General features: G+C 58.9%; 29 protein-coding genes. 14 read left to right on the top strand and 15 right to left on the bottom strand.

Annotated elements, in window-relative coordinates; all coding sequences use genetic code 11:
• The 3 genes from ACR0IK_RS19950 to parC form a co-directional block, all read right to left on the bottom strand.
• The coding region (locus tag ACR0IK_RS19950; protein ID WP_036223564.1) for a GTP-binding protein at positions 1 to 91 on the bottom strand (91 nt) is incomplete at its 3' end.
• Between the two features lie 113 nt (positions 92 to 204).
• Positions 205 to 798 (bottom strand): hypothetical protein, encoded by a 594-nt coding sequence (locus ACR0IK_RS19945; protein WP_480594591.1) that lies wholly within the window; start codon positions 796 to 798, stop codon positions 205 to 207.
• Positions 799 to 894: 96 nt separating this feature from the next.
• Positions 895 to 3,243, bottom strand: coding sequence for a DNA topoisomerase IV subunit A (gene parC, locus ACR0IK_RS19940; protein WP_480594590.1), 2,349 nt, complete (start codon positions 3,241 to 3,243; stop codon positions 895 to 897).
• Positions 3,244 to 3,443: 200 nt separating this feature from the next.
• Here parC and ACR0IK_RS19935 point away from each other — a divergent pair, with 200 nt between their 5' ends.
• From ACR0IK_RS19935 to ACR0IK_RS19910, 6 genes are all read left to right on the top strand, one after another.
• Complete coding sequence (locus tag ACR0IK_RS19935) at positions 3,444 to 4,052, top strand: SH3 domain-containing protein (protein WP_480642912.1); 609 nt, start codon at positions 3,444 to 3,446, stop codon at positions 4,050 to 4,052.
• A 69-nt stretch (positions 4,053 to 4,121) separates the two neighbouring features.
• The gene (locus ACR0IK_RS19930) at positions 4,122 to 4,949 is read left to right on the top strand and encodes an SDR family NAD(P)-dependent oxidoreductase (RefSeq protein WP_480642910.1); all 828 of its coding nucleotides are present in this window, start codon (positions 4,122 to 4,124) and stop codon (positions 4,947 to 4,949) included.
• Between the two features lie 80 nt (positions 4,950 to 5,029).
• Entirely contained in the window at positions 5,030 to 5,233 is a 204-nt protein-coding gene (locus ACR0IK_RS19925; RefSeq protein WP_170333664.1) for a twin transmembrane helix small protein, read from the top strand.
• On the top strand, positions 5,234 to 5,806 hold the full coding sequence (locus ACR0IK_RS19920) for a cob(I)yrinic acid a,c-diamide adenosyltransferase (protein WP_480594587.1): 573 nt from the start codon (positions 5,234 to 5,236) through the stop codon (positions 5,804 to 5,806).
• Positions 5,807 to 5,968: 162 nt separating this feature from the next.
• Positions 5,969 to 6,727 (top strand): electron transfer flavoprotein subunit beta/FixA family protein, encoded by a 759-nt coding sequence (locus ACR0IK_RS19915; RefSeq protein ID WP_480594586.1) that lies wholly within the window; start codon positions 5,969 to 5,971, stop codon positions 6,725 to 6,727.
• On the top strand, positions 6,727 to 7,656 hold the full coding sequence (locus ACR0IK_RS19910) for an electron transfer flavoprotein subunit alpha/FixB family protein (RefSeq protein ID WP_480594585.1): 930 nt from the start codon (positions 6,727 to 6,729) through the stop codon (positions 7,654 to 7,656). The genes ACR0IK_RS19915 and ACR0IK_RS19910 overlap by 1 nt, the downstream gene beginning before the upstream one ends.
• 59 nt (positions 7,657 to 7,715) lie before the next feature.
• Here the strand turns inward: ACR0IK_RS19910 and ACR0IK_RS19905 are convergent, their stop codons facing one another.
• Positions 7,716 to 8,525 carry a DUF6473 family protein gene (locus ACR0IK_RS19905; protein ID WP_480642907.1) on the bottom strand — a complete coding sequence of 270 codons (810 nt, stop codon included), beginning with the start codon at positions 8,523 to 8,525 and terminating at the stop codon, positions 7,716 to 7,718.
• A 164-nt stretch (positions 8,526 to 8,689) separates the two neighbouring features.
• Between ACR0IK_RS19905 and ACR0IK_RS19900 the strand changes: the two genes are divergently transcribed.
• On the top strand, positions 8,690 to 9,565 hold the full coding sequence (locus ACR0IK_RS19900; protein WP_170328295.1) for a 3-hydroxybutyryl-CoA dehydrogenase: 876 nt from the start codon (positions 8,690 to 8,692) through the stop codon (positions 9,563 to 9,565).
• Between the two features lie 75 nt (positions 9,566 to 9,640).
• On the opposite strand, the gene ACR0IK_RS19895 is transcribed toward ACR0IK_RS19900, so the two are convergent.
• The 7 genes from ACR0IK_RS19895 to ACR0IK_RS19865 are packed head-to-tail and all read right to left on the bottom strand — an operon-like array spanning position 9,641 to position 15,064.
• The gene (locus ACR0IK_RS19895; RefSeq protein WP_480594583.1) at positions 9,641 to 10,540 is read right to left on the bottom strand and encodes a lysophospholipid acyltransferase family protein; all 900 of its coding nucleotides are present in this window, start codon (positions 10,538 to 10,540) and stop codon (positions 9,641 to 9,643) included.
• 39 nt (positions 10,541 to 10,579) lie between these two features.
• Positions 10,580 to 10,849, bottom strand: a complete 270-nt coding sequence (locus ACR0IK_RS19890) for an HPr family phosphocarrier protein (RefSeq protein WP_170328297.1) — start codon at positions 10,847 to 10,849, stop codon at positions 10,580 to 10,582.
• A 2-nt stretch (positions 10,850 to 10,851) separates the two neighbouring features.
• The gene (locus ACR0IK_RS19885) at positions 10,852 to 11,259 is read right to left on the bottom strand and encodes a PTS sugar transporter subunit IIA (RefSeq protein ID WP_480594582.1); all 408 of its coding nucleotides are present in this window, start codon (positions 11,257 to 11,259) and stop codon (positions 10,852 to 10,854) included.
• Positions 11,256 to 12,137: an RNase adapter RapZ gene (gene rapZ, locus ACR0IK_RS19880; protein ID WP_480642905.1), complete on the bottom strand. Its 882-nt coding sequence runs from the start codon at positions 12,135 to 12,137 to the stop codon at positions 11,256 to 11,258. Before rapZ ends, ACR0IK_RS19885 begins: the two co-directional genes overlap by 4 nt.
• A complete protein-coding gene (locus ACR0IK_RS19875) occupies positions 12,134 to 12,604 on the bottom strand; it encodes an HPr kinase/phosphorylase (RefSeq protein ID WP_480642904.1) in 471 nt (156 codons plus the stop codon). Before ACR0IK_RS19875 ends, rapZ begins: the two co-directional genes overlap by 4 nt.
• A 4-nt stretch (positions 12,605 to 12,608) precedes the next feature.
• Positions 12,609 to 14,327 (bottom strand): ATP-binding protein, encoded by a 1,719-nt coding sequence (locus tag ACR0IK_RS19870; RefSeq protein WP_480594579.1) that lies wholly within the window; start codon positions 14,325 to 14,327, stop codon positions 12,609 to 12,611.
• 32 nt (positions 14,328 to 14,359) lie between these two features.
• Positions 14,360 to 15,064, bottom strand: a complete 705-nt coding sequence (locus tag ACR0IK_RS19865) for a response regulator transcription factor (RefSeq protein ID WP_480594578.1) — start codon at positions 15,062 to 15,064, stop codon at positions 14,360 to 14,362.
• Between the two features lie 347 nt (positions 15,065 to 15,411).
• On the opposite strand from ACR0IK_RS19865, the gene ACR0IK_RS19860 reads away from it, so the two are divergent.
• From ACR0IK_RS19860 to ACR0IK_RS19850, 3 genes are all read left to right on the top strand, one after another.
• Positions 15,412 to 17,010: a phosphoenolpyruvate carboxykinase gene (locus tag ACR0IK_RS19860; RefSeq protein ID WP_480642902.1), complete on the top strand. Its 1,599-nt coding sequence runs from the start codon at positions 15,412 to 15,414 to the stop codon at positions 17,008 to 17,010.
• Positions 17,011 to 17,372: 362 nt separating this feature from the next.
• The gene (locus ACR0IK_RS19855; RefSeq protein WP_170328304.1) at positions 17,373 to 17,663 is read left to right on the top strand and encodes a hypothetical protein; all 291 of its coding nucleotides are present in this window, start codon (positions 17,373 to 17,375) and stop codon (positions 17,661 to 17,663) included.
• Between the two features lie 27 nt (positions 17,664 to 17,690).
• Positions 17,691 to 18,242, top strand: coding sequence for a hypothetical protein (locus tag ACR0IK_RS19850; RefSeq protein WP_480642901.1), 552 nt, complete (start codon positions 17,691 to 17,693; stop codon positions 18,240 to 18,242).
• On the opposite strand, the gene ACR0IK_RS19845 is transcribed toward ACR0IK_RS19850, so the two are convergent.
• Positions 18,239 to 19,003, bottom strand: coding sequence for a sulfite exporter TauE/SafE family protein (locus ACR0IK_RS19845; protein WP_480642900.1), 765 nt, complete (start codon positions 19,001 to 19,003; stop codon positions 18,239 to 18,241). The two genes, ACR0IK_RS19850 and ACR0IK_RS19845, sit on opposite strands and share 4 nt — an antisense overlap.
• Positions 19,004 to 19,148: 145 nt before the next feature.
• Here ACR0IK_RS19845 and ACR0IK_RS19840 point away from each other — a divergent pair, with 145 nt between their 5' ends.
• From ACR0IK_RS19840 to ACR0IK_RS19830, 3 genes are all read left to right on the top strand, one after another.
• Positions 19,149 to 20,840 carry an acyl-CoA dehydrogenase family protein gene (locus ACR0IK_RS19840; RefSeq protein ID WP_480642899.1) on the top strand — a complete coding sequence of 564 codons (1,692 nt, stop codon included), beginning with the start codon at positions 19,149 to 19,151 and terminating at the stop codon, positions 20,838 to 20,840.
• Positions 20,841 to 20,999: 159 nt separating this feature from the next.
• Positions 21,000 to 21,554 (top strand): hypothetical protein, encoded by a 555-nt coding sequence (locus tag ACR0IK_RS19835; RefSeq protein ID WP_480642897.1) that lies wholly within the window; start codon positions 21,000 to 21,002, stop codon positions 21,552 to 21,554.
• A gap of 38 nt (positions 21,555 to 21,592) precedes the next feature.
• A complete protein-coding gene (locus tag ACR0IK_RS19830) occupies positions 21,593 to 21,985 on the top strand; it encodes an META domain-containing protein (RefSeq protein ID WP_480594570.1) in 393 nt (130 codons plus the stop codon).
• Here the strand turns inward: ACR0IK_RS19830 and recO are convergent.
• Positions 21,969 to 22,694, bottom strand: coding sequence for a DNA repair protein RecO (gene recO / locus ACR0IK_RS19825; RefSeq protein ID WP_480594569.1), 726 nt, complete (start codon positions 22,692 to 22,694; stop codon positions 21,969 to 21,971). The two genes, ACR0IK_RS19830 and recO, sit on opposite strands and share 17 nt — an antisense overlap.
• A 223-nt stretch (positions 22,695 to 22,917) precedes the next feature.
• Between recO and ACR0IK_RS19820 the strand changes: the two genes are divergently transcribed.
• Entirely contained in the window at positions 22,918 to 23,307 is a 390-nt protein-coding gene (locus tag ACR0IK_RS19820; RefSeq protein WP_480642896.1) for a VOC family protein, read from the top strand.
• Between the two features lie 49 nt (positions 23,308 to 23,356).
• Here ACR0IK_RS19820 and ACR0IK_RS19815 read toward each other — a convergent pair whose 3' ends face one another.
• Together ACR0IK_RS19815 and era are read right to left on the bottom strand one after the other, a co-directional pair.
• A complete protein-coding gene (locus ACR0IK_RS19815) occupies positions 23,357 to 23,686 on the bottom strand; it encodes a DUF1491 family protein (RefSeq protein WP_480594567.1) in 330 nt (109 codons plus the stop codon).
• Positions 23,683 to 24,591 carry a GTPase Era gene (era, locus tag ACR0IK_RS19810; RefSeq protein ID WP_480642894.1) on the bottom strand — a complete coding sequence of 303 codons (909 nt, stop codon included), beginning with the start codon at positions 24,589 to 24,591 and terminating at the stop codon, positions 23,683 to 23,685. The genes ACR0IK_RS19815 and era overlap by 4 nt, the downstream gene beginning before the upstream one ends.
• Positions 24,592 to 24,732: the final 141 nt, after the last annotated feature.

Genomic DNA, 24,732 nt, shown 5'->3' with positions numbered 1-24,732 from the left:
CTGCGGTCAGCGTGGTCTTGCCGTGGTCAACGTGGCCAATCGTGCCGATGTTGACGTGCGGCTTATTACGCTCAAACTTTTCCTTTGCCATTCCTCAGGCGCCCTTTTGCGATTTGGGGGACCCTTGGTCCCGTGGTTACATCTGCGCGCGCGAGATATTTGGTTCAAAGGGGAAAATCAAGCACATCCTGCGTGAAAAGCAGGTTAAGACGCCGGATTTTGCGTCACCACGTCGGATTCGAGCGGTTGGATCAGGTCCGGACGCCGGTCGAACCAGCCGTTCTCTTCATGTTCCTCGGCCAACCACTCTTCAACCCGGTCAGCGACTTTAAGAGCCAGACCGCTCATTTGTTCCTCTTTGGTGCGCTCGTGACCCGATCCCTTCAGGGCGCTGCCGCCCGTTGTGTCTTCCAGCACCTGGAACTGCTTCCCCTTGGCCAGGAATTCTTTCTTGTTCACGTCATAGACGTTGACCAGAACAATCGCCGTGCTTTTGGGGTTATAAATCACCGGGATGCCCGGTGGCGCCAGCATATACCCTTCGAGGCTGATTCCGACATCGTATTCTTGAGCGCCCGCGTAACGGCCCAATCGAATATCGACGGCTTTCTGAATGGCCTCGGTCCATTCATCCGGTGTGGCATCGCGCGACACCGGACCCTGAACCGCCTTATCAGCAAACGCATAGTTCACGCGCAGCTTGAACTCGCCCAACGACTCAGGTTCTTCGTAAACCTGCGTTTGCGTACAAGCGCCCATCAGGGCCAGTCCGGTGATCAAGGTCAGAATGCGCAACATGTCTCGTCTCGATAGGCTTGTTTTCTTTGATCTAGCGCACCGATGCGGCCTGTGCCAAGCCATATCGGCGGAATTCTACCTGACGCCCGCGCGCGTTCACGAAAACTTATAGTCGCGCGGGAAGCCGTAGGGCGGTTTTTTCCCAACGCTGGCACGCTTGGCCAGCCACTGGGTCATATCGGCCTCGTGGCGCGTTTTGTCACCACCCATGGACCATTTCAGGCCCTCTTCCCAATTGAAGGTGGTGATGTCGGACAACCCGCCATCCAGTTCCAGTGTCCCCTGCCGTCCGCGTGCCATATTGTATTTCTGCAAACGCACGCCCTTGCCGCGAGTCATCTCGGGTAGTTCTTCGGTCGGGAACACAAGGAACTTGCCGTTCTGGGATACTACGGCCACGTGGTTGCCCGCGACCGGCTTACAGATCATCGCGGTCTCGTCGCCCTTGACGTTCAGCACCTGCTTGCCGTTGCGGGTCTGCGCCAGCACGTCATCCTCGGGCACCATGAAGCCGTTACCCGCGTCCGAGGCCACCAGCAGCTTGCGCCCCGGCTTGTGGATCAGGATGTCGATGATCTGCGCCTCGTTCGGCAGGTCGACCATCAGGCGCAGCGGTTCGCCCATGCCCCGCCCACCGGGCAAGTTCGCCGCGCTGATCGTGTAGAACCGTCCGTTCGAGGCAAACACCAGCAACCGGTCCGTCGTTTCCGCGTGGAAGATGAAACGCGGCCCATCCCCGTCCTTGAACTTGAGTTCACGCTTCAGGTCGATATGGCCGGTCATTCCGCGAATCCAGCCCATTTGAGAGCAGACGACCGTGATCGGTTCGCGGTCGATCATCGCCTCAAGCGGCACTTCTTCGACCTGCCCAGCCTCGGCAAACTGCGTGCGGCGCGCGCCGCCTTCGTAATCTTTGCCAAAGGTCTTCTTGGTCTCTTTCAGTTGCTCGGCGATCTTGGCCCATTGCAGGGCGGGATCGGCCAACAGGTCTTCGAGGTTGGCACGCTCTTCCATCAGCGCATCACGTTCGCGGACCAGTTCCATCTCTTCCAGACGACGCAGGCTGCGCAGACGCATGTTGAGGATGGCGTCGACCTGAACCTCGGACAGCTCGCCCTCGCCCGGCTTGGGTGAGATATAATCGGACTCATCGGTCGCGCGGACATGGGTCATGCCCCAATCCTCGCGCATCAGCGCGGCTTTGGGGTCGTCGTCATAGCGGATGATGTCGATTACGCGGTCGAGGTTCAGGAAGGCGACGATAAAGCCCTCCAACACCTCCAACCGGTGGTCGATCTTGCCCAGACGGTGACGCGAACGGCGGATCAGCACCTCTTGCCGGTGATCAAGGAAAGCGCGCAGCACCTCTTTCATCGAGCAGACCTTGGGCGTCACGCCGTCGATCAGCACGTTCATGTTCAGGCTGAACCGCACCTCAAGGTCCGAGTTGCGATAGAGCATGCCCATCAGCACCTCGGGGTCCACGTTCTTGGAGCGCGGCTCGAGGATCAGGCGGATATCATCGGCGGATTCGTCGCGGACATCGGCGAGGATCGGGACTTTCTTGGTCTGGATAAGTTCAGCGATCTTTTCGATCAGCTTGGATTTTTGAACCTGATAGGGAATCTCGGTGACCACGATCTGCCATTGACCACGGCCAAGATCTTCGACCTCGAATTTACAACGCAGGCGGAAAGACCCACGTCCGGTGCGATAGGCCTGCGCGATGTTCTCGGGCGGTTCAACGATCACGCCACCGGTCGGAAAGTCCGGACCTGGCACGTAGTTCAGCAGAGTGTCGTCGCGCGCGTCGGGCGTCTTGATCAGGTGCAGACAGGCGTCGCACAGCTCAGAAATATTGTGTGGCGGGATATTCGTCGCCATGCCCACCGCAATACCGCTGGCCCCATTGGCAAGCAGGTTGGGGAACTGCGCAGGCAGAACCACAGGTTCGGTCAGGGTGCCATCGTAGTTATCACGGAAATCAACAGCGTCTTCGTTCAGACCTTCAAGCAGCGCCTCGGCCACAATGGTCATCCGCGCCTCGGTGTATCGCGAAGCCGCCGGGTTGTCGCCGTCGATATTGCCAAAGTTCCCCTGTCCGTCGACCAGCGGATAGCGGACATTGAAATCCTGCGCCAGACGCGCCATCGCATCGTAGATCGCGGCGTCGCCATGCGGGTGATAATTGCCCATCACGTCGCCAGAAATCTTCGCAGACTTCCTGAAACCTCCGGTTGCACTGAGTCGCAGCTCGCGCATCGCGTAGAGGATTCGCCTGTGCACAGGCTTCAAACCATCCCGTGCATCCGGCAGTGCCCGGTGCATGATGGTGCTGAGCGCATAGGTCAGATAGCGTTCACCGATCGCGCGGCGCAGCGGTTCAGCTATCTCTCCCCCATTGCCGGGGGCCTTCATGTTGGGGTCATCGATCGTATCGTTCATATATGATGTGATACGCCGCAAGAGCGTCTTGGTAAAGCAAGCAGCACATATTTTGCTGGGGACAAGTGGCGCTTTTTGCAACAAGGGGAGCCAACCCCCGGATTTCCCCCGTTTTTCGACTCAGGGTAGAATTTATGATACCCTGAACGAATTGGACTGCTGACTATTTGTTGTTTCTTACGATTGCCGGGGGATGCGCCATGACGCGCCTGATTGTTATGACTTTCGCCGCACTTGGATGGTGCTTTTATGTAATGAGTGGTGGACCGGATTTCGAACCGCGCGGCGTGCGTGCCGAACAACCCGTTCGCATCGCCTCAGTTCCGAGCCCATCTGTAGCTCCTGCCAGGGCCGAAGAGCTTGTGACCAATGTCACGGCCCGCATTCCAACCGTTCGTATTCAGTCGGAACCGGCGGTGGAGGAAGTGGTCGAGTTCGTGGCGGATGACGCCACCCTCGAATCTTTCTCGCCCCTGTCGGTGTTCGAGGATCAGAGCGCCAACATCACGCTGGCCTCGCTTGAGGACGGCGTGGTCGGTCTGACACAGATCACCGACGAGGCGCAAGTAGACGTGGCGGCAACACCTGCCCTGCCCGAACCGGAGAAGGACATGCGCGAAATCTCGGGCACCCGGGTGAACATGCGCGACGGGCCGGGTACGATCTATCCGATCATTGGCAAGGCCACCATTGGCCAGCAGGTCGAGGTGCTGAGCGAATCCGGCACCGGCTGGCTGCGTCTGCGCGTGTTGCCGCAGCAACAGGTCGGATGGGTTTCTGCCTCGCTGGTGCGAAAAACCTCGAACTGACGTCGTGCTGACATTGTCCTGACCCGAACCTCGCAATAGCTTAAGCACAGGTTCAAAGTCAGGAAGATCATGCAAAAGACCATTCTTATCACCGGTTGCTCCTCGGGCATTGGCCTGGACGCGGCCCATGGGATGCGTGCGCGTGGATGGCGGGTGTTTGCATCCTGCCGCCAGCAGCGCGATTGCGACCGTCTGAGGGCGCAGGGATTCGAAAGCCCACAGATTGATTACACCGACGCAAACAGCATCACCTCGGGACTGGCTGAGGTTCTGGAGGCCACCGGCGGCACGCTGGACGCACTGTTCAACAACGGCGCGCATGGCTTGCCCGGTGCGGTCGAGGACCTGCCGACAGATGGTCTGCGCGCCATTTTCGAATCCAACTTCTTTGGCTGGCACGAGCTGACCCGGCAGGTGATTCCGGTCATGCGGGCGCAGGGGCATGGGCGAATCGTTCAGAACTCTTCGGTACTGGGGCTGGTGGCTTTTCCGTGGCGCGGGGCCTATGTGGCGACGAAATACGCGATCGAAGGTCTGACGGACACGCTGCGCCTGGAACTGGCCGACACCGACATCAAGATCATTTTGATCGAACCCGGCCCGATAACCTCGAAAATCCGCGAAAACTCGATCCCGTTTTTCGAACGGTTCATAAACTGGCAGAACTCGGCCCTGCGGGACCGGTACGAGGCATCCCTGTTGAAAAGACTGTACGAATCTTCGGGGCCAGACCGGTTCGAGCTGCCGGCCTCGGCGGTCACTGACAAACTGGCTCATGCAGTCGGATCGAAACGCCCCCGGGCGCGGTACTATGTGACAACGCCCACCTATATCGCCGGATATCTGCGTCGCATCCTGCCCACCCGCACCATCGACCGCATCCTCTCGGACGTATGAGGCAAAATTAACCGTTCGCTTTTCGGCCCTGTGGGTCTAGATGATAGACCAACGAAACAAGAAACGCGGACGGTGCACCCATGGACCTTTTGATGGTCATTTTGCTGTTGGCCATGGCGGCAGTGGTCGTCGTGCTGGCGATTGGCATCTCAAACTTCGGTAAAAGCGGCAAAAGCGCAGCTATGAAAAGTAACAGGATGATGCAACTGCGCATCCTGTTTCAGTTCATTGCCGTGGTGCTGATCGTGCTCTACGTCTGGCTGCGTGGACAAGGAGCACAGTAAATGGTTGTTCTGAACAAGATTTACACCCGCACCGGCGATGACGGGAAGACGGCGCTTGGCAATGGTGAACGGGTTGCCAAATACTCGGGCCGCGTAGCCGCCTATGGCACCGTGGACGAGTTGAACGCCTTTGTCGGCGTGGCCCGCACCGAGGCCGAAGGCGAGGTCAACGCCGCCCTGTCGCGTATTCAGAACGACCTGTTCGATCTGGGTGCCGATTTCTGTCGCCCCGACATGGAAAAGGACGCCGAGGCCGACTATCCACCTTTGCGTGTTATTGCCTCTCAGATCGACCGGCTTGAGGCTGAAATCGACGTCATGAACGAATCACTGGAACCGCTGCGCAGCTTCATCCTGCCCGGTGGATCGCGGCTGGCGGCGCAGCTGCATGTGTGCCGGACCGTGTCACGCCGGGCCGAACGGCTGGCGGTGGAACTGACCAACATGGAGCCGGTGAACGAGGTCGCGGTGAAATACCTCAACCGCCTGAGCGACTGGTTCTTCGTGGCCGCGCGCTGCGCCAATGAAAACGGCAAGCAGGACGTGCTGTGGGTTCCGGGCGCAAACCGCTAAGTTTCGGGCCGCAACGTCAAAAAACACGAAACGCGACGTCCCAAGCCCATGACGTGACGATTTTGCTCTGTTGCAGGGCGAATTCAGACGCTATTGAAACGTCCGAGAGCATTGGTGGAGTCGCGACGCGGCTTACCGGTATTTGTGAGGAGTAAGCGCAAAATGAAGGTACTCGTGCCTGTCAAACGCGTGATTGACTATAATGTGAAGGTCCGCGTGAAAGCGGACGGGAGCGGTGTCGATCTCGCCAATGTCAAAATGTCGATGAACCCGTTCGACGAGATCGCGGTGGAAGAAGCGATCCGCCTGAAAGAAGCGGGCAAGGCTGACGAAGTTGTTGCCGTTTCGATCGGCGTGAAGCAGGCGCAGGAAACACTGCGCACCGCGCTGGCCATGGGCGCTGACCGCGCGATCCTGGTTGTTGCGGCTGATGACGTACATCAGGACATTGAGCCTCTGGCCGTTGCCAAGATCCTGGCCAAAGTGGTCGAGGAAGAGCAGCCGGGCATCGTTCTGGCGGGCAAGCAGGCGATCGACAATGACATGAACGCCACCGGCCAGATGCTGTCGGCCCTGCTGGGTTGGTCGCAAGGCACTTTCGCGTCCGAGCTGGACATCGAAGGCGACAGCGCCAAGATCACCCGCGAGGTGGACGGCGGTCTGCAGACCATCAGCGTCAAAATGCCGACAATCGTCACCGTTGACCTGCGCCTGAACGAGCCGCGCTATGCGTCGCTGCCCAACATCATGAAGGCGAAGAAAAAGCCGCTGGATGAGAAAACCGCCGCCGATTACGGCGTCGACGTCACGCCGCGTCTGGAGATCGTCAAAACCGAAGAGCCGCCGGCACGCGCCGCAGGCATCATCGTGGGCTCGGTCGACGAACTGGTCGGGAAACTCAAAGAAGCGGGGGCTGTGTAATGGCTGTTCTTCTTCTCGCCGAAGTAAACAATGGTGAGCTGTCGCTGGACGCCACCGCCAAGGCCGTCAATGCCGCAAAGGCACTGGGCGACGTGACCGTTTTGGCCGCAGGTGGTTCTGCCGCCGCTGCCGGTGAGGCCGCCGCCAAGATCGACGGTGTGTCAAAGGTTCTGGTTGCCGAAGACGCTTCGCTGGGCCACCGCCTGGCGGAATCGACCGCGGCGTTGATCGTCTCGCTGGCCGATGGCTACGAACACATCGTCGCCCCCGCCACCACCGACGCCAAGAACGTGATGCCGCGCGTGGCCGCGCTGCTGGACGTGATGGTGATCTCGGATGCGTCCGGTGTCGTCGACGGCTCGACCTTCGAGCGTCCGATCTATGCGGGCAACGCGATCCAGACCGTGAAATCGAACGACGCCAAGAAGGTTGTCACCCTGCGGACCGCCAGCTTTGACGCGGCGGGCGAAGGCGGTTCGGCCCCGGTTGAGACCATCTCGGTTCCGGGCTCCGAAGGCCTGTCGTCCTGGGTCGAGGACAAGGTCGCCGAAAGCGATCGTCCGGAGCTGACCTCGGCTGGCGTTGTGGTCTCGGGCGGCCGCGGCGTTGGCTCGGAAGAGGACTTCAAACTGATCGAAACCCTGGCCGACAAGCTGGGCGCTGCGGTTGGCGCGTCGCGTGCCGCTGTTGACTCGGGCTATGCCCCGAACGACTGGCAGGTGGGTCAGACCGGCAAGGTGGTTGCCCCAGACCTCTATGTCGCCGTCGGCATCTCGGGCGCGATCCAGCACCTGGCGGGTATGAAGGACTCGAAGGTCATCGTTGCGATCAACAAGGACGAAGAAGCACCTATCTTCCAGGTCGCCGACTTCGGCTTGGTCGCAGACCTGTTCCAGGCTGTGCCGGAACTCACCGAGAAGCTCGGCTGAGCAAAGGACTGGAGTTTTCACGAAAAGTCTTGGAAGGCCCGCCTATTGGCGGGCCTTTTTCAGTTCAGGTTCCGAATCGGGCCAACTAGTGCATCAGCGATTGCCTTATGCGCCGCCGGGCCGATCATATGCTCAGCCATCGGCTGTTGCAGCGTGCCGAACAGCATATCCTCAAGCTCATCGGATTGACCGGACACATGGGCCGCAACCTCGACGCAGTCGGCGGTGTGCGATCGGACGGCCTCCAACATCTCAGCCGTAACCGTGACCGGCACCCTCTGACTGTCGTTGTCCTGCAGGACGCGAAGGCCCAGAAGAATGACCGGAATCTCAAGCCTACCCAGCAGGTCGCTGGTTTTTCGAACCCAGTTGCGGCGCAACTCCTCGGCTACAACCTCGAAACGGGCATCCTGACAGCCCTGCAGCAGGCGCATCAGGTGGCACACGAAATGGACATCGGCAAAATCCACCTCAGGGTACAGACCGATCAGATCCCGCGTTGGCGCTAGCACCCGGTCATTGCGCCGGGGGTGGACGCGGTAGAAGCGATTCGACTGGCTCAGAACGCCCGGAGCTTGCAGAATACACAGCTCTGCCCCGTTCAGCAGCGAGAACAGCCCCGCATCACCGCAGAGCCCGTCCAGCCCGCAGAACAGACTGCCCAGATTCAAACACCTACGGTCAAGCCGGTCTTCAAGAATCGCCGCAAAGGGTCGCTCGACAAACCGTCCATAGGTCTCATCCCCGCCAGCGCAAACCATATAGGCCGTGTCCAACGACCGCTGTGGCCCGCGGAACCAAAGGCGCGATTCACGGTATTGGCATACGTCATGCCCGGCCCCCGCCGAGCCTGTTTGATGATAGCTCATAACACTCACCCATTTTTCACCCGATTGCCATCTTGCGGCCCCATGTCTTTAGAAAGTGCTAATGTGCGCATTTGAAGCAAATTGTATGGGCTCGATCCCCTTGCCGCCCCTACCGATCTGCCGATACTGTCCTTCTCAATCCCGAGACACAGAGGCATCAAAAAATGGATGTAAAATCAGTCGGAGTGATCGGCGCGGGCCAGATGGGAAATGGCATCGCCCATGTCCTGGCGCTGGCGGACTATGATGTCCTGCTCACCGATGTGAACCAGGACGCGCTGAACGCCGCCGTGGCGACGATCGAAGGCAATATGGCGCGCCAGGCCTCGCGCGGGAAAATCACGGATGACGCGATGCAGGCCGCGATGGGGCGGATCAAGACGACGCTGCAACTGCCGGAACTGGGCCAAACGGATCTGGTGATCGAAGCCGCCACCGAGCGTGAGACAATCAAACAGGCGATTTTTGAAGACTTGCAGCCGCATCTACAGCCGCACACGATTCTGACCTCAAACACCTCGTCCATCTCGATCACGCGTCTGGCCAGCCGTACGGACCGGCCGGAAAAGTTCATGGGTTTCCATTTCATGAACCCCGTGCCGGTGATGCAACTGGTCGAACTGATCCGCGGCATCGCCACGGATGAAGAGACCTTTGGCACCTGCAAGGCCGTGGTGGACCGTTTGGGCAAGACTGCCGCCAGCGCCGAGGATTTCCCCGCCTTTATCGTGAATCGCATCCTGATGCCGATGATCAACGAAGCGGTCTACACCCTGTATGAAGGTGTCGGAAATGTGCAGTCGATCGACCAGTCGATGAAGCTGGGCGCGAACCATCCAATGGGGCCATTGGAGTTGGCTGATTTCATTGGCCTGGACACTTGTCTGGCTATCATGAATGTGTTGCACGACGGGTTGGCCGACACCAAGTACCGCCCTTGCCCGCTACTGACCAAATATGTCGAAGCCGGGTGGCTGGGCCGCAAGACCGAACGTGGGTTCTATGATTACCGGGGCGAGGTTCCGGTTCCGACAAGGTAAGGCCGAGGGCCAGTCCGCCCGGTTACCATCCGGGCGCACCCCCCGGGGCATTTTTTTGCCCGATAAAAAAGCGGCTCAGCGTTTGAACGACTCGCCCAGCGACAGGGTATGCTTTCTGAGCCATGCCATGAAACCGCGCGGATCGCGTTCCAATAGCTGCATATCCTCGTCCGAGATCGGTTCACCGATGACAGGGGATTGCGGTTTGTTGCAGGAACGCACGATTTCATGCAGCAAAAGCCCCTGCCGCAGGATCGCAGACAGCTTGTTCGCGATCTGATAGGCGCGCGAGTTACTGCCGGGGAAATAGATCGGTACCACGCGGGCTCCAGACCGGCGGATCATCTTGGCGGTGAACACGTTCCACTCCCGCTCTTGCGCCGGGCCGAACCAGTCATCCGATGACATCACCACACCCGATGGGAACAAGGCCACAACGCCACCCTCTTTCAGGTGGTCCATCGCCTTGCCGCGCATTTCCAGCATCTTGGTTTGCGCCTCGGGGTCATGCGGGAAGGGCACCGGGATCATGAAAGAGGTGGCGGCTTCGTCCAGGCCCGTCAGGACCGAACGGGTCAGAATACGATAGTCGCTGCGAACCCGACCGATCAGTTCAGCCAGAATCATGCCGTCGACCATACCGTGGGGATGGTTTGCCACTACGACCACAGGACCTTCTTTCGGGATACGCGCAAACTGCTCCTGCGGCGTGGTCAGGTTGATGCCCATGACCTCGAGCGCACCGCCCCAGAACCGCTGGCCGCGATAGTATTCGTTCTTTTTCTCAAACTTGTTGACCATGCGCAGGATGGTCAGCTTGCCCGTACACCATTCGATGGCGCGAATGGCTGTTGACGTCCAGGCATCATCGAACGAGTTCGCGTAGGTCAGGGTTCTACGGTCGTAGATTTCGCCCTGATCCGCTGTCCCATCCACAATCGGGCCTGTCTTGGTCTCGTGCGTCGTTTCCGCCAATTCCTGGTCTTCCCGTTCTTCGTAGCCCGGCCGATGGGATCAGAACCCTTCCCCGAACTTGTCGTTCACCAGGGTTTCCAAAGCATCAGCCAACGCCTCAGCATCCGGTCCGGACGTCTCGACGTCAATAGTCGTTCCGCGCGAGGCTGCCAACATCAAAAGGCCCATAATACTGTCGCCCGATGCAGAAAAGCCGTCCTTGGACACTTCGGCCTGTGCGTCAAAGCCCTCGACCACCTCAACCAGCTTGGCCGAGGCGCGGGCGTGCAGACCTTTTTCATTAATGATTTTCAAGCTTCGATTGGTCATTCTTAATCAATCCGGTCTTCTTCCAACGTCACATTTTGCGCATTGATATATTTGCGTCCAGCCTCCATCGCCTGCCGCACGGCATCCGCGATGGGTAGGTGGCGGGTTTTGGCCAATTTAATCAACATAGGCAGATTTGCACCGTAAAGAATTCGGCGATCCTGCGGCGCACAGGCTCGCAGACTCAAATTCGACGGGCTGCCTCCGAACAGATCTGTCACGACAACAACGCCATCTCCGGCATCAACGCTGTCGGCGGCCGCACAAATTTCGGCTTGTTTGGCCTCGCGATCATGATCGGGTTCGATCGATATGGCAACGAGGCCGGGTTGTTTTCCGACCACATGCTGCATGGCGGCCAGGTATTCCTGCGCCAGCCCACCATGTGCTACGAGTACAATCCCGATCAATCCGGCCTCACATTCAACGATCGACGTTCCATTTCGCGGTGCCTAATTGCCACTTGCTGCCCCTCCTCTGCAAGTGCCTTTGCAACTGCTTCGGCCATGGCCACCGATCTGTGTTGCCCTCCGGTACATCCAAAGGCCACGGACAGGTGCGCTTTGCCTTCGGCCCGGAAGGTCGGCAACAAGAGTTTAAGTAGGTCAACCACTCGGTCAAAAAACGGTGCGTAGTTTGTATCCGACTGAACATAGCGCGCCACATCCGGGTTTCGACCATCTTCTGCTCGCAACTCAGGTCGCCAGTAGGGATTAGCCAGAAACCGACAGTCGAACACCATGTCCAAACCCCGCGGCAGGCCGCGCTTGTACGAAAAAGACTCGATAGCCACCGCCAGATGCCGCCCGCCCTGTGGGGCGAACCAGCGCTCGACCTCTTCGCGCAGTTGATGGACGTTCAGTGGGCTGGTGTCGATCAGGATATCGGCGATTTCGCGGATCGGGGCCAGCAGTTCTTTTTCCTGCCGCACACCGGTTGCCGGGCTGGCATCTGACGCAACCGGGTGGCGGCGGCGGGTTTCCGAGAATCGCCGCAGCAGCACGTCGTCGCTGCAATCCAGGTACAGCGTCGTCAGATCAACCTGCTCCATTCGCCGCAACCTGACGGCCAGTTCGATAAAACCCGTGGTCGAGAAATCACGGTTTCGGGCGTCGATGCCCAGCGCCATCGGACGGTCGCTTTGCGGGCCTTCCAGCAGGCGCATCAAAAGACCCATCGGCAAGTTGTCGATAGCCTCAAAACCCAGATCTTCAAGAACACGTATTGCTGTCGAGCGGCCCGCGCCCGAGGGGCCGGTCACCAGGACGATGCGCCGTTGCGTTGTCATGTGCTGGGCCATTCCGGGTCCACGCGCCCCATCTTCAACAATTGCATAAGTGCCGCGGCCAAATTGGGCACACCTGCCGCCCGAAGCAAGGGAACAGTTTGCCTCAGCACCACGGTTCTTACCGGTTCCGGCAGACGTGCCGGTTCGCTCTGATCAAGGTCCACTACATAGCTGACCGGCACCGCCCCTGCAGCCTGTGCGCGAAGCAAGCCAATGCCGCGCGCCTCAATCAACCCTCGCAGATTCGGGGCGGCATCAGCCATGACTCCCTCACCGACCATACGCAGGTCTATCCGGTCGTCGCCAACCAACGACGCCCCAAGCCCCAACATTTGCAGTGCCAAGGTAGATTTCCCGACCCCCGATCGCCCCAAGATCAGCGCACCCCGCCCTTCGACGGCAACACATGTGGCGTGGAGTATGGCGGTGTCCTGATGCTGGATATCCTCGAGGATCTGACTGCGCATACGCTTACACAGGCAGACCCACGACGAAACGCGCGCCTTGCGGATCCGACGTGATGTCCGCTTCGGTCGGGCGGATGTTCTCGGCCCAGATCACGCCGCCATGCGCCTCGACAATCTGCTTCGAGATTGCCAGCCCAAGACCCGAGTTGTTGCCGAAGTGCTCGGCCGGGCGCTGCGAATAGAACCGCTTGAAAATTTTGGTCAACGCCTGCTCCGGAATGCCAGGGCCAGTATCCTCGACTACGATCAGAACGCGATTTTCACGCCGCCGCACCCACACCCGGATTGCGTCGCTTTCTTCGCAGAAGGAAATTGCGTTGGTGATCAGGTTGACAAAAACCTGCGCCAGACGTGCTTCAAGCCCGTTGATTGTGATCGGCTTGGACGGCAGGTCGGTGATATAGTCGATACCTTTGGCGCGGGCGTCCTCACCCAGAAACTGGCTGATATTGCCCAACAGTTTGAGCAGATCGAAAGGCTGTTCCTCTTCCTTGACAAGTTCGGCATCCAGCCGGGACGCGTTCGAGATATCACTGACCAGACGGTCCAGCCGCCGCACGTCATGTTCGATTACGCCCAGCAGCTTGTCGCGCTGATCGTCGCGCTTGACCATGCGCAGAGTACCCACCGCCGATTGCAGACTAGCCAGCGGATTCTTGATCTCGTGTGCCACATCGGCCGCGAACTGTTCGTTTGCATCAATACGATTGTAAAGCGCCGTCACCATCCCGCGCAGCGCACGGCTGAGGCGTCCGATTTCGTCCGGACGTGCGCTGAGGTCGGGGATTCGAATACGGCCCGGATTGACCCCGGCGCCCCGGTCCTTGCCCATTTCAGCAGCGGCTGCAAGATCGGCCAGAGGGTTGGCGATGGTCGAGGCCAGTACAAGGCTAAGCCCGATAGACACCAGCAGCGCTACAATAAACATCTGAAGAATGCGCTCCTGTTCTCGCCGGGCCAGCGCGTCAATCTCACCGGCGGGGCCAGCCATGGCCACTGCTCCAACTGGCTCTGCCTCCAGCAGGATTGGTGCCGCGCCAACGATGACGGTTTTACCCATGTCGTCCTGCACGGCCTGCACCTGCATCTGACCCTGCAGCGCTTGTGGAATGATTTCCTGCACCCTTTGCGCAAGGGTCGGTGCATCAGTGTCGACCCCGCCCGCAAAAACCCGGGACAAACCGGTCCAGACTGCGTTCAGCGCGTCGCTGATCAGTGTGCTGCCGGTCTGAACCTCGGATTCAGCCCTGAGAAGAACCGGCATTTGCGATAAGGTCGATGCCCCCCGGGTCCAGCCAATCAGAGTGCCACCACTATCATAGACAAAGACCTCACCTCCGTCAGGAAGGCTGAGGCCCGCAAGCGTGTCTTTCACGTTCAGCGCCGCCGTTTCCGAAGAACCCGCGGCCTGATTCTGACGCAGCTGGGCCTCGAACACGTTGCTGACCAGTTGCGCATCCCCAATCAGGTTGCGCGCGGTCTGCTGAACCTGTTCCTCACGGGAATCGTCAAGATACAGCAACCCGGTGACAAGGATCACCAGCGCGATCAGGTTCAAAGTGATAATCTTCCGTGCCAGCGGAGAGCCGCGCAACGAAAACAGGTTGCGCCGACGACGCGAGGCGCGCAGCTCGGCCGACTCCGGATCCTGCGGGATGACCCAATCATCCCCCAGAACGACATCACCGTCCCGTACTTCGATGGCTTGTTCCGTATCGCGCACCAGATCCGGTTACCCTTTTTCAGCGGCTACGCTTATTCTTCGTTATACCTGTATCCGATGCCATACAGCGTTTCGATGGCCGAAAACTCGGGATCTGCTGCCCGCATCTTTTTACGCAGCCGTTTGATATGGCTGTCAATGGTCCGGTCATCCACATAAACCTGATCGTCATAGGCAACGTCCATCAACTGATCGCGACTTTTGACGAAACCCGGACGCTGCGCCAGCGCCTGAAGCAGCAGGAACTCGGTCACAGTCAGAGAGACTTCCGCACCCTTCCAGCTGACCGCATGGCGCAACGGATCCATTCGCAGATCACCCCGCTCCATCACCTTGGTGTCGCCAGTATTGGAATTGGTGACATCGCCCGAATTCGCCTCTTGTCGGCGCAGCAGCGCGCGAATGCGTTCGACCAGCAAACGCTGCGAGAACGGCTTTTTAACATAGTCATCTGCGCCCATGCGCAGACCCAACACCTCGTCGATCTCATCATCTTTCGAGGTCAGAAAAATAACTGGCATCTGGGTTTTCTGCCGCAACCGTTGCAGCAGGTCCATGCCGTCCATCCTTGGCATCTTTATATCCAGCACGGCCATATCGGGCAGTTTTTTATTGAATGCATCCAGGGCCGCTTGCCCATCATTATAGGTTTCGACCTCGAATCCTTCGGCTTCAAGTGTCATGGACACAGACGTCAGGATATTTCTGTCGTCGTCCACTAGTGCAATCTTTGACATCGGGATTACCCCTATTCCTGCTCACTCACGCAATATTTCGCTTATTAGTAAGGCATCTTTGTCGATTTTGCGGCCGCGAATCAATCCGTATCTGCGAATCGCTCGTTTCTTGTCACACAGTTGCGGCAAAAAAGCCGTTTATCCGCGCAGAAAAGCGCCTTGTCTTTAGACATAAGAATCGTGATGGCGCTAAACCTTTGCTTGGTTGCGCTAACTACGCCAAACCTACCTGTTCATGCCCCAAATGACCGTGATAAGAGGCGCCCAGCCGCCGGACTTTCCCGGCACACTGCCCCAAGAGCGCACGTGGCCCAACCGCCGCAGCGCCGCCACAGGAGAAGACACACATGACATCTGGACGGGTTAACCCGCAATTCCGCCTCGAAGATCAGGGCATCGAGGGTCTGGGAAATGTCTATTACAACTTCATGGAACCGGCGCTGATCGAAGAGGCGCTGAAGCGCGGCGAAGGCACACTTGGCAATGGCGGTGCCTTTCTGGTCACCACCGGCAAGTTCACCGGCCGCTCTCCCAAGGACAAACACGTCGTCAAAACCGACAGCGTTGCCGACACCATCTGGTGGGAAAACAACGCCGCGATGAGCCCCGAGGGCTTCGACGCGTTGTACGAAGATATGCTGGCACACATGAAAGGCCGCGACTACTTTGTGCAAGACCTCGTCGGCGGCGCCGATCCGGCTTATTCTATCAACGTGCGTATGGTCACCGAACTGGCCTGGCACAACCTGTTCATCCGCCACCTGCTGCGCCGTCCGGATCGTGAAGATCTGAACGAGTTTACCGCAGACTTCACCATCATCAACTGCCCCAGCTTCAAAGCCGACCCGGCCAAGCACAACTGCCGCAGTGAGACTGTGATTGCGCTGAACTTCGACCGCAAAATGATCCTGATCGGCGGCACCGAGTATGCTGGCGAAAACAAGAAGTCGGTCTTTACCCTGCTGAACTACATGCTGCCGGAAAAAGGCGTGATGCCGATGCACTGCTCGGCCAACCACGCCGTTGGCAACCCGGTCGACACCGCGGTGTTCTTTGGTCTTTCGGGCACCGGTAAGACCACCCTGTCGGCCGATCCCTCGCGCATCCTGATCGGCGACGACGAACATGGCTGGTCGGATCGCGGTACCTTCAACTTCGAAGGCGGCTGCTACGCCAAGACGATCAACCTGAACGCCGAGGCTGAGCCGGAAATCTACGCGACCACCAGCAAGTTCGGTACAGTGATCGAGAACATGGTCTTCGATCCCGAAACCAAGGAATTGGATTTCGACGATGACTCCCTGACCGCGAACATGCGCTGCGCCTATCCGCTGGAGTACATCTCAAACGCCTCAAGCAGCGCTCTTGGCGGTCACCCCAAGAACATCATCATGCTGACCTGTGATGCATTTGGTGTTCTGCCTCCGATCGCACGGCTGACACCGGCGCAGGCGATGTACCACTTTCTGTCGGGCTTCACTTCGAAGGTCGCCGGAACCGAGCGGGGCATCACCGAGCCACAGCCCACCTTTTCGACTTGTTTCGGCGCGCCGTTCATGCCGCGTCGGCCCGAGGCGTATGGCAACCTGTTACGCGACAAAATCGCCCAGCACGGCGCGACATGCTGGCTGGTGAACACCGGATGGACCGGTGGCGCCTATGGCGTTGGCTCGCGGATGCCGATTAAGGCGACCCGCGCCCTGCTGACCGCAGCGCTGGACGGGTCGCTGCGCGACGCCGAATTCCGCAAGGACGCCAATTTCGGCTTTGACGTGCCTGTATCGGTGCCCGGCGTGGCCGAGGTTCTGCTGGACCCGCGCCGCACCTGGGACGATCAGGCCGCGTTCGACAAACAGGCGGAGAAGCTGGTGCAGATGTTCGCCGAGAACTTCGAACAGTATCTGCCCTTCATCGACGAAGATATCAAAGCCGTCGCAATCGGCTAACAAGAAAAGGGGGGCGCTTTCGCCCCCTTTACTTTTGATACCCCGCCACGAAGAAATCTCCCCCAGGTTGCATTATGCACAACACGGTTGCAAATACGTTGCCCGAGAACGTTTCATGGGGTAATTGATGACGTCATTATGACGAAAAAGCCCGGCGCAATTCTGCACCGGACCTAACTTGAAAAGACCTTGGGGTGGCTCGAGCAGACGATCACATCAGCAAATTGAGCAACCTAATCAGATACGTACTGTATTACAAAGGGGAAAAGTGTCAAGGTGAGACGCACTGATATCACTCAACTCAGCTTGTCAAACGGTGTCGCGGAACTGCGGCTGATGGCACTTTAAACGATGGGTAGAATATGACTGAAATCTCGAAACTGACCGAATTGCGCAAGCTGATGCAAAGCATGGAGCGGACACTGGGGCTGGAGCAACTGTCTCCGGTTGAGCGCGATATTTACTACGCCGCCGAAGAGCTTTCCAAATCCGACGAAGAGGTGCGTACCTTCGGACTGATCGAGCACACTCTTGTTCAAAGCGTCTCGCGCCCAACGTTCTTTCGTGCGTTGAAATCCTTGGTGCAGAAAGGTTACCTGTCACAAAGCGGCAGCGCCAACCGGGGCCGGTATATCGTTCATGCCCCCAAGTGATGCCTTGAACCTGCGCACAGGTAGCTGATGATCGACGTGCGCAGGTGGGCGATGGACACATTCTGTGCCTCGCTGGCATATATCGTGGCTTCGTACCTTACATTCCAGGTTCTGATGCCGCTTCAGAATGTGTTCTTTCCGGAATACCCAAGTCGGGCCAGTTTGCTTTTCCTTCCACACGGGGTGCGGGTTCTGTCGGCGTGGCTATTGGGATGGCGGGCGATCTTTGCCCTTCTGCCCGGCGTCTTTCTGGTCTTTGCCTTTCTCGGCGGTAGTGACGTGTTTCTACCAAGCCGGTTGATGGCAATCGTCATTGCCGTCACAACGGTGCCAGCGGTGTTTTATCTGTTCAAATGGGTCGGGTGGGATCTGTTTCCCCGACCAGACCGCAATCCCTGCTGGTCCTGCGTCATGGGGGTCGGGATTGTAACGTCCTTCCTTGTCTCAGGCTTGACCAACCTGGCCTTTGGCAGCGCGCGCGTGGAATACGTCGCCTTTCTGATAGGCGATATCTCGGGCCTGTTTTTCCTGATGCTGGGTCTATACTTCACCTTTCGGTTTGCCGACCGCCACAACTAGCCGATCAGTCCGCGCCGCAGAAGGTTCATGCCTGCAACCAGCAGAACCAGCAGCGTCACCTTGCGAAACACCGCCTGATCGATGCGTGACTGCAACCCCAACCCGATCCACATCCCAGTTAACGCCGGGAGGATCAGCACTGCCGAAAACGGCACCGTCTCGGCCCGCAGGATGCCTGAGCCCAGATGCGCCAGCATCAGCGCCACCGCCCCTAAACCGTATATCACGCCCTGCACGCGCATCTGCATTGCTTTGGGTGTGTTCAGCGCAGTCAGATAGGCAACAGTCGGCGGCCCCCAGATGCCCGACATCCCGCCGACAAACCCTGCAACCGCGCCGATCCCAACCTCAATCCGTGCAGACGGCTTACCCAGGGACAGTTTTACCCCCAGCACCTGAATCAACGCGAAGAACGTGACCGGAATGCCGATCATAAGCAAAAATGTTCGGGCGGGCACGGCGCTGACCAACTGTGCGCCGAGCAGCAGGAACACAAGCCCGACCATCAGAAATATCCGGAATTGTTTGATTGCCGAGACAGCGGCAGGCACGCCCTCGCGCAGGGCCTGAACGCTGTTGGTCACCAGCGTCGGCAGGATCAGTCCGGCAATCGCCAGATCGGGCGGCAGGAACATGCTAAGTCCGGACACCAGAACCATCGGCATCGCAAAACCGACTATGCCCTTGACCCACCCCGCCACGAAGGCGACGACCAGAGCCAGCATCAGATCTTGCGGAGTGAGTAACGAAAACAGGGTCATACGCCCGTGATATCACTCTTGGCGTGTGCTGCACCGCAAAATCGTCAAAGCAATTTTCGAACTTTTTAGCCGCACTTCACGTATTTTTGTTGCGCTGCACGTGCAGCATGATATGACCGGACGACACCAGAGAAGGACCTGATTCATGGCCCATGACGGACACGATATGACCCAGATGACAACATCCGCGATTTTGCCCGAGCTTCTGACGCTGACCCGTGCCGCCCTACCCGCGGTCGAAACCGTGTTCGAGCGCGCCCGCGAAACGGTTCGTGAGATGGTCATACAAGATGGCCGTGTTTCTGGCGCGCTGATCGAGGCAAACCAGACCGCCGCGCATGGCCTGGCCTGGCTGGCGACATACAACCAGTCTCTGCAACAGATGCAACGTTGGGCCGATGCGCTGCAGGCGGACGGCAAGTTGGGCGAAATGGAGCAACTGCTGCACCAGATCGCCTTTGGTGAATACCTGCATCAGGTCGCAGGCGGCATCCCGATGAACCAGGGCGAGGTTGTGCGCCTGCAGGATATGGGCCTTGGCTGGGACGCGCTGTCCGGCTTCCAATGCACCGAAGTGCAGACGCTGATGACACAGGCAAACTCCCAGGCCGCCCGTACGCGTCTGGTCGCGCTGATGGAAGATCAGGCCGGCGCGACCATGTTCGGAGCCTCGGGTCTGGATGAAGAACTGGAAATGATCCGCGACCAGTTCCGCCGATACGCGCAGGAAAAGGTCGAGCCCAACGCGCATGACTGGCACCTCAAGGACGAACTGATCCCGATCGAAATCATCGAAGAACTGGCCGAGATGGGTGTATTCGGCCTGACCATCCCTGAGGAATTCGGCGGCTTTGGCCTGTCCAAAGCCTCGATGTGTGTGGTCTCCGAAGAGCTGTCGCGCGGTTATATCGGCGTCGGCTCGCTGGGCACCCGGTCCGAGATTGCGGCTGAGCTGATCATCGCGGGCGGTACTGACGAGCAGAAAGCCAACTGGCTGCCAAAACTGGCCAGCGCGGAAATTCTGCCGACCGCCGTGTTCACCGAACCCAACACCGGTTCAGACCTTGGCAGCCTGCGTACACGCGCGGTCAAGAACGCGGACGGGGATTATGAGATTACTGGCAACAAGACATGGATTACCCATGCGGCACGCACCCATGTGATGACCCTGCTCGCGCGCACCAACCCCGACAGCACCGACCACCGCGGCCTGTCCATGTTCCTCGCTGAAAAAACACCGGGCACGGATGAGAACCCCTTCCCCACCCCGGGCATGACCGGCGGTGAGATCGAGGTTCTGGGCTATCGCGGCATGAAGGAATACGAGCTTGGCTTTGACGGTTTCAAGGTCAAGGGCGAGAACCTGTTGGGTGGTGAAGAAGGCAAAGGCTTCAAACAGCTTATGGAAACCTTCGAGAGCGCCCGCATTCAGACCGCAGCCCGTGCTATCGGCGTGGCGCAAAGCGCACTGGATATCGCCATGCAGTACGCGCAGGATCGTAAGCAGTTTGGCAAATCGCTGATTAACTTCCCTCGCGTGTCCGGCAAGCTGGCTATGATGGCGGTTGAGATCATGATTGCGCGCCAGCTGACCTATTTCTCGGCCTGGGAAAAGGATCATGGCCAGCGTTGCGACCTTGAGGCCGGAATGGCCAAATTGCTTGGCGCGCGGGTGGCATGGGCGGCTGCGGATAACGGTCTGCAGATCCATGGCGGCAACGGTTTTGCGCTGGAATACAAGATCAGCCGCGTCCTGTGCGATGCGCGCATTCTGAACATTTTCGAAGGGGCTGCCGAAATTCAGGCACAGGTCATCGCGCGGCGTTTGCTGGGCTGACCTTTCTCGGCATTCCTGTTTCCCCGACTGGCCCGGCCTTTGTGCCGGGTCTTTTTCAGTTAGGCGCCGGTTGTGATCCGCCGACCCGTGAACTTCCCCTTTGATCTCTGACGGCAACCCGGTTACAGCACCTTGCGCTTCAAAAGAACGGCATCCGGAATGACCAGACGACTTTTCGCACTTTGGGCGGTCCTTGCAGCCCTCACTCTGGGCGGCTGCGCCAAGACACAGCCGACCGCCACACAAAACGATATCGACGATCTTGCACAGGCCATTCGATCCCTCGACCCGAAAGTCGACCCAACCGAGGCGCAACAGGCCGCCACAATCGCCTATACCTACTCGCAACAGTTGAAGCACGAATGGAACGTCACCGACCCGGCCATCATTCACAACGCCAAAGTCATCAACGGCTTTCGCGAAAAGGGTCTGTGCAATGACTGGGCGCAAGCCATGACCACGCGCCTGCGGCAGGCAAATTTCCGTACACTGGACGTGCACTGGGCCACATCTCCGCCGACAGAATTTCGGATCATCCACCACTCGGGTCTGATTAGCGCCAAGGGGGAGTCGATGTATGAAGGGATCATCCTTGATCCGTGGCGTGCAAGTGGCGCGCTGACATGGGCACCGGTGCGAGAGGACACCCGGTACAACTGGCGTCCTCGTCTGGACGTACGGGAGGAGTTGATCAGCGGCGAACTCCCCTACTAGCGGTTCCGTCGACCGCCCTGCTGCGCTAAGACCGACCTATGACACGCCTGATCCTGACCCTGCCCCTGCTCGCCCTGTTTCAATGCGACAAGGATGAGACGGTTGCCGCCTACGGCGCAGCGCAGCGGACATGGGCGCTGCAAGAGATCGACGGTCAACCATTCGAAGCCAGCGCCCTGCTGCGCTTTCCCGAGAAAGGCAGGATCGAAGGCAACGCGCCCTGCAATAGCTACAGCGGCACACTGAACGCGCCCTACCCCTGGTTCGAGATCGCGGATTTGGCCGCCACCCGCGCCGCCTGTTCCGGACTTGAGGACGAGGGATTCTACTTCGCCGCCCTCATGGCCATGACTCAATCTGAGGTATCAGGTGATGTGCTGATCCTGAGCAACGAAGATGGGCACGAGATGGTGTTCACAGCCGTCGAATAAACTGATCCACAAACCGAGCCCGCGCCTCGGGCAGCGGATAGTGACCCAGCGAGGGCGCAACCCTGTGTTCCAAAAAGTACCCGGTCGCCCGCATCGCCTCGGCGATCTCGGCATCCGGCGCAGCCCCTTCGCCACGCAAGCAGGGCGGTAGCGGCAACAGCTTTTCCGCCCACTCCCCCGCACCTTGAACGCTGACGGCCCGGCCGGTCTTGGGTGAGACATAGACCAAATCCTCGGTCGCCCCTGTCACCGCACAGGCAGACAGGTCCAGACCAAAGCCCAACTCCTCAAGCAGCGCCAGTTCCCAGCGCAGGTAGGCCAGCGGCCAAATATCGTCCTGACCTAGCAGATCCATCAGTTGCTCGGTCTGCTTGTAAATTGCCGGGTGCGGTTCCCGTTCCGGCAAGCAGAACGACAACAACGACACCACTGCATTTAGCCCGGCCAGCGCCAACCGCCCCGAAAACGCCGCTGCTGCCCGAGACCGCAAGGGTTCCACCTGAAACGTCCCGATATGCTCTTCAAGCCGCGCGCGCCACGACACATCCAGCTGCGCGCCGGGCTGCAGGATTGGCGCAATCTTGCGGCTGGTTCCGCCGCGCACAACACCGGCATGGCGCCCATGACCTTCGGTGAAGACCTCGATAATCGCCGCCGTTTCACCGTGGCGGCGGGAGGTCAGAAGTATGCCATGATCGCGCCAGTCCAAAATTGGCTCCGTTAAGTCCGTGGATCAGTGTGCAGAAAATCTTAAGGCAGTTGCGCGTGCAAGGTACAAACTGGCTCAGGTGCATAAACACTAACGGCAATCTGCCGAACGCCAACCACATTTGCGGTTGAAGGTCGTTTATGCAACACGGCAGAAACACATTGCATGCGACTAAGACACACATTAATGTTCCCCTTACGTTCCAGATGTCAGGATTTAAAAAATGTCACTGAACTATGTTATGCTCGGTTCAAACGATGTCGCTAATGCCCGCACCTTCTACGACGCGGTCATGGCCGGAATTGGCGGCAAAGTCATTGCTGAATACATGCCATACGCCGTCTGCTATGAACTACGCGGCGGCGGGCGCGTCTGGGTTTCTGTGCCACACGATCAAAAAACGGCAACACCCGGAAACGGCAACATGGTCGGTTTGTTGTGCCAGAGCGAAGAAGAGGTGCGCGATGTCCATGCGGCGGCGCTGGCCAACGGCGGCGCCAACGAAGGCGATCCTGGCCCGCGCCCGCAGTATGGCCCGGATTTTTTTGGCGCATATGCCCGCGATCTGGATGGCAACAAGATGAGCTTTGTCTATTTTGCTGACGCGAGTTGATCGCATTTGCGCTCAGTAAACTGAATGGGTTTTGACTCCTCTTGAAGTGTCAATCCAACCCTTCTTCGCCCAGCAAATGCCGCCCTTGACTGTCCTCGACCTCGATCACCCAGAGGTCGGGGTCAAAGCTGCGCTGGCGTTGGATGGCGGTGTCCACATCGGCCTCGGGGCCGGAGGACAGTTCGACCCATTTGCGCTCGCCGCTCATCAGGTCAAAGCTGCGCTGGAAGGCTACCGCCTGACCGTCCAGCGTGTTCAGCTTGACCATTACTGCACCCGCCGTGTCGTCGCCATGGGTCACGACAAAGGCCGGTATCTCCTGAAAGCGGAGCCGTGCCAGATAGGCATGGACCCAGAATTCGGCCGTCAGGCGGCTCATGCGTTGCCGTCTTTGAAATCCAGACCCATTTCCGAATAGCGCTCGGATTCCTCCAGCCAGTTGGGCCGGACCTTGACCTGCAGGAACAGATGGATCTTGCGGTCGAGGAACTCTTCCAGCTCGGCCCGCGCCGCTTGGCTGACGGCCTTGATCGTCTCACCGCGTTTGCCCAGAACGATGCCCTTGTGGCCGTCGCGCATGACATAGATGACCTGATCGATCTTGGCCGAGCCATCCTTGCGCTCTTCCCAGCTCTCGGTCTCGACGGTCAGTTGGTAGGGCAGTTCCTGATGCAGGCGCAGGGTCAGTTTCTCGCGCGTCATCTCGGCCGCGATCATGCGCAGGGGGAGATCGGCGATCTGGTCTTCGGGGTAGAGCCAGGGACCTTCGGGCAGTTCCGAAGCGAGCCATTTGCGCAGATCGTCAACGCCATGACCCTTTTCAGCGGAAATCATGAAGGTTTCAGAAAAGGGATAGCGCCCGTTCAGGTCGCTGGTCAGCGCGAGCAGCTTCTCGGAGGGTATCTTGTCGATCTTGTTGATCGCCAAAGCGATGGTGCGGCCCTGTCCGATCTCGTCCAGACCTTCGAGGATGCGTTCCACCCCTTCGGTGATGCCACGATGCGCTTCGACCATCAACACAACGATATCGGCATCCGCGGCGCCACCCCAGGCGGCGGCAACCATGGCGCGGTCCAGTCGGCGGCGCGGTTTGAACAGGCCGGGGGTGTCCACGAAGACCAGCTGCGCATCGCCCTCCATCGCCACGCCGCGAATGCGGGCGCGGGTGGTCTGCACCTTGTGCGTCACGATCGAGACCTTGGCCCCGACCATGCGGTTCAGAAGGGTGGATTTGCCTGCGTTGGGCTCTCCGATCAGAGCGATAAATCCGGCGCGTGTGGTCATGTGTTATGCGATCCTGTTTGCAAGTGCGCACCCCTATAGCAGAAAGGTCCCTTGGACCAGAGGGATTTGTCGCATTGCGGTCATGCAGTTATGGTGGCAGGACCACATCACGCCGTGCCAGATCCAGCCAGGCATTCCTTC

The sequence above is a fragment of the Ruegeria sp. BF7 genome (assembly GCF_056538605.1).
The sequence above is the reverse complement of the archived record's forward strand: the minus strand, read 5'-3'. Positions and strand labels throughout refer to the sequence as shown.

Coding starts and splice junctions, on each gene's coding strand:
- ACR0IK_RS19945 (WP_480594591.1), bottom strand. CDS start 798: ATGTTGCGCATTCTGACCTTGATCACCGGACTGGCCCTGATGGGCGCT.
- parC (WP_480594590.1), bottom strand. CDS start 3,243: ATGAACGATACGATCGATGACCCCAACATGAAGGCCCCCGGCAATGGG.
- ACR0IK_RS19935 (WP_480642912.1), top strand. CDS start 3,444: ATGACGCGCCTGATTGTTATGACTTTCGCCGCACTTGGATGGTGCTTT.
- ACR0IK_RS19930 (WP_480642910.1), top strand. CDS start 4,122: ATGCAAAAGACCATTCTTATCACCGGTTGCTCCTCGGGCATTGGCCTG.
- ACR0IK_RS19925 (WP_170333664.1), top strand. CDS start 5,030: ATGGACCTTTTGATGGTCATTTTGCTGTTGGCCATGGCGGCAGTGGTC.
- ACR0IK_RS19920 (WP_480594587.1), top strand. CDS start 5,234: ATGGTTGTTCTGAACAAGATTTACACCCGCACCGGCGATGACGGGAAG.
- ACR0IK_RS19915 (WP_480594586.1), top strand. CDS start 5,969: ATGAAGGTACTCGTGCCTGTCAAACGCGTGATTGACTATAATGTGAAG.
- ACR0IK_RS19910 (WP_480594585.1), top strand. CDS start 6,727: ATGGCTGTTCTTCTTCTCGCCGAAGTAAACAATGGTGAGCTGTCGCTG.
- ACR0IK_RS19905 (WP_480642907.1), bottom strand. CDS start 8,525: ATGAGCTATCATCAAACAGGCTCGGCGGGGGCCGGGCATGACGTATGC.
- ACR0IK_RS19900 (WP_170328295.1), top strand. CDS start 8,690: ATGGATGTAAAATCAGTCGGAGTGATCGGCGCGGGCCAGATGGGAAAT.
- ACR0IK_RS19890 (WP_170328297.1), bottom strand. CDS start 10,849: ATGACCAATCGAAGCTTGAAAATCATTAATGAAAAAGGTCTGCACGCC.
- rapZ (WP_480642905.1), bottom strand. CDS start 12,137: ATGACAACGCAACGGCGCATCGTCCTGGTGACCGGCCCCTCGGGCGCG.
- ACR0IK_RS19875 (WP_480642904.1), bottom strand. CDS start 12,604: ATGCGCAGTCAGATCCTCGAGGATATCCAGCATCAGGACACCGCCATA.
- ACR0IK_RS19865 (WP_480594578.1), bottom strand. CDS start 15,064: ATGTCAAAGATTGCACTAGTGGACGACGACAGAAATATCCTGACGTCT.
- ACR0IK_RS19860 (WP_480642902.1), top strand. CDS start 15,412: ATGACATCTGGACGGGTTAACCCGCAATTCCGCCTCGAAGATCAGGGC.
- ACR0IK_RS19855 (WP_170328304.1), top strand. CDS start 17,373: ATGACTGAAATCTCGAAACTGACCGAATTGCGCAAGCTGATGCAAAGC.
- ACR0IK_RS19850 (WP_480642901.1), top strand. CDS start 17,691: ATGATCGACGTGCGCAGGTGGGCGATGGACACATTCTGTGCCTCGCTG.
- ACR0IK_RS19845 (WP_480642900.1), bottom strand. CDS start 19,003: ATGACCCTGTTTTCGTTACTCACTCCGCAAGATCTGATGCTGGCTCTG.
- ACR0IK_RS19840 (WP_480642899.1), top strand. CDS start 19,149: ATGGCCCATGACGGACACGATATGACCCAGATGACAACATCCGCGATT.
- ACR0IK_RS19835 (WP_480642897.1), top strand. CDS start 21,000: ATGACCAGACGACTTTTCGCACTTTGGGCGGTCCTTGCAGCCCTCACT.
- ACR0IK_RS19830 (WP_480594570.1), top strand. CDS start 21,593: ATGACACGCCTGATCCTGACCCTGCCCCTGCTCGCCCTGTTTCAATGC.
- ACR0IK_RS19820 (WP_480642896.1), top strand. CDS start 22,918: ATGTCACTGAACTATGTTATGCTCGGTTCAAACGATGTCGCTAATGCC.
- ACR0IK_RS19815 (WP_480594567.1), bottom strand. CDS start 23,686: ATGAGCCGCCTGACGGCCGAATTCTGGGTCCATGCCTATCTGGCACGG.
- era (WP_480642894.1), bottom strand. CDS start 24,591: ATGACCACACGCGCCGGATTTATCGCTCTGATCGGAGAGCCCAACGCA.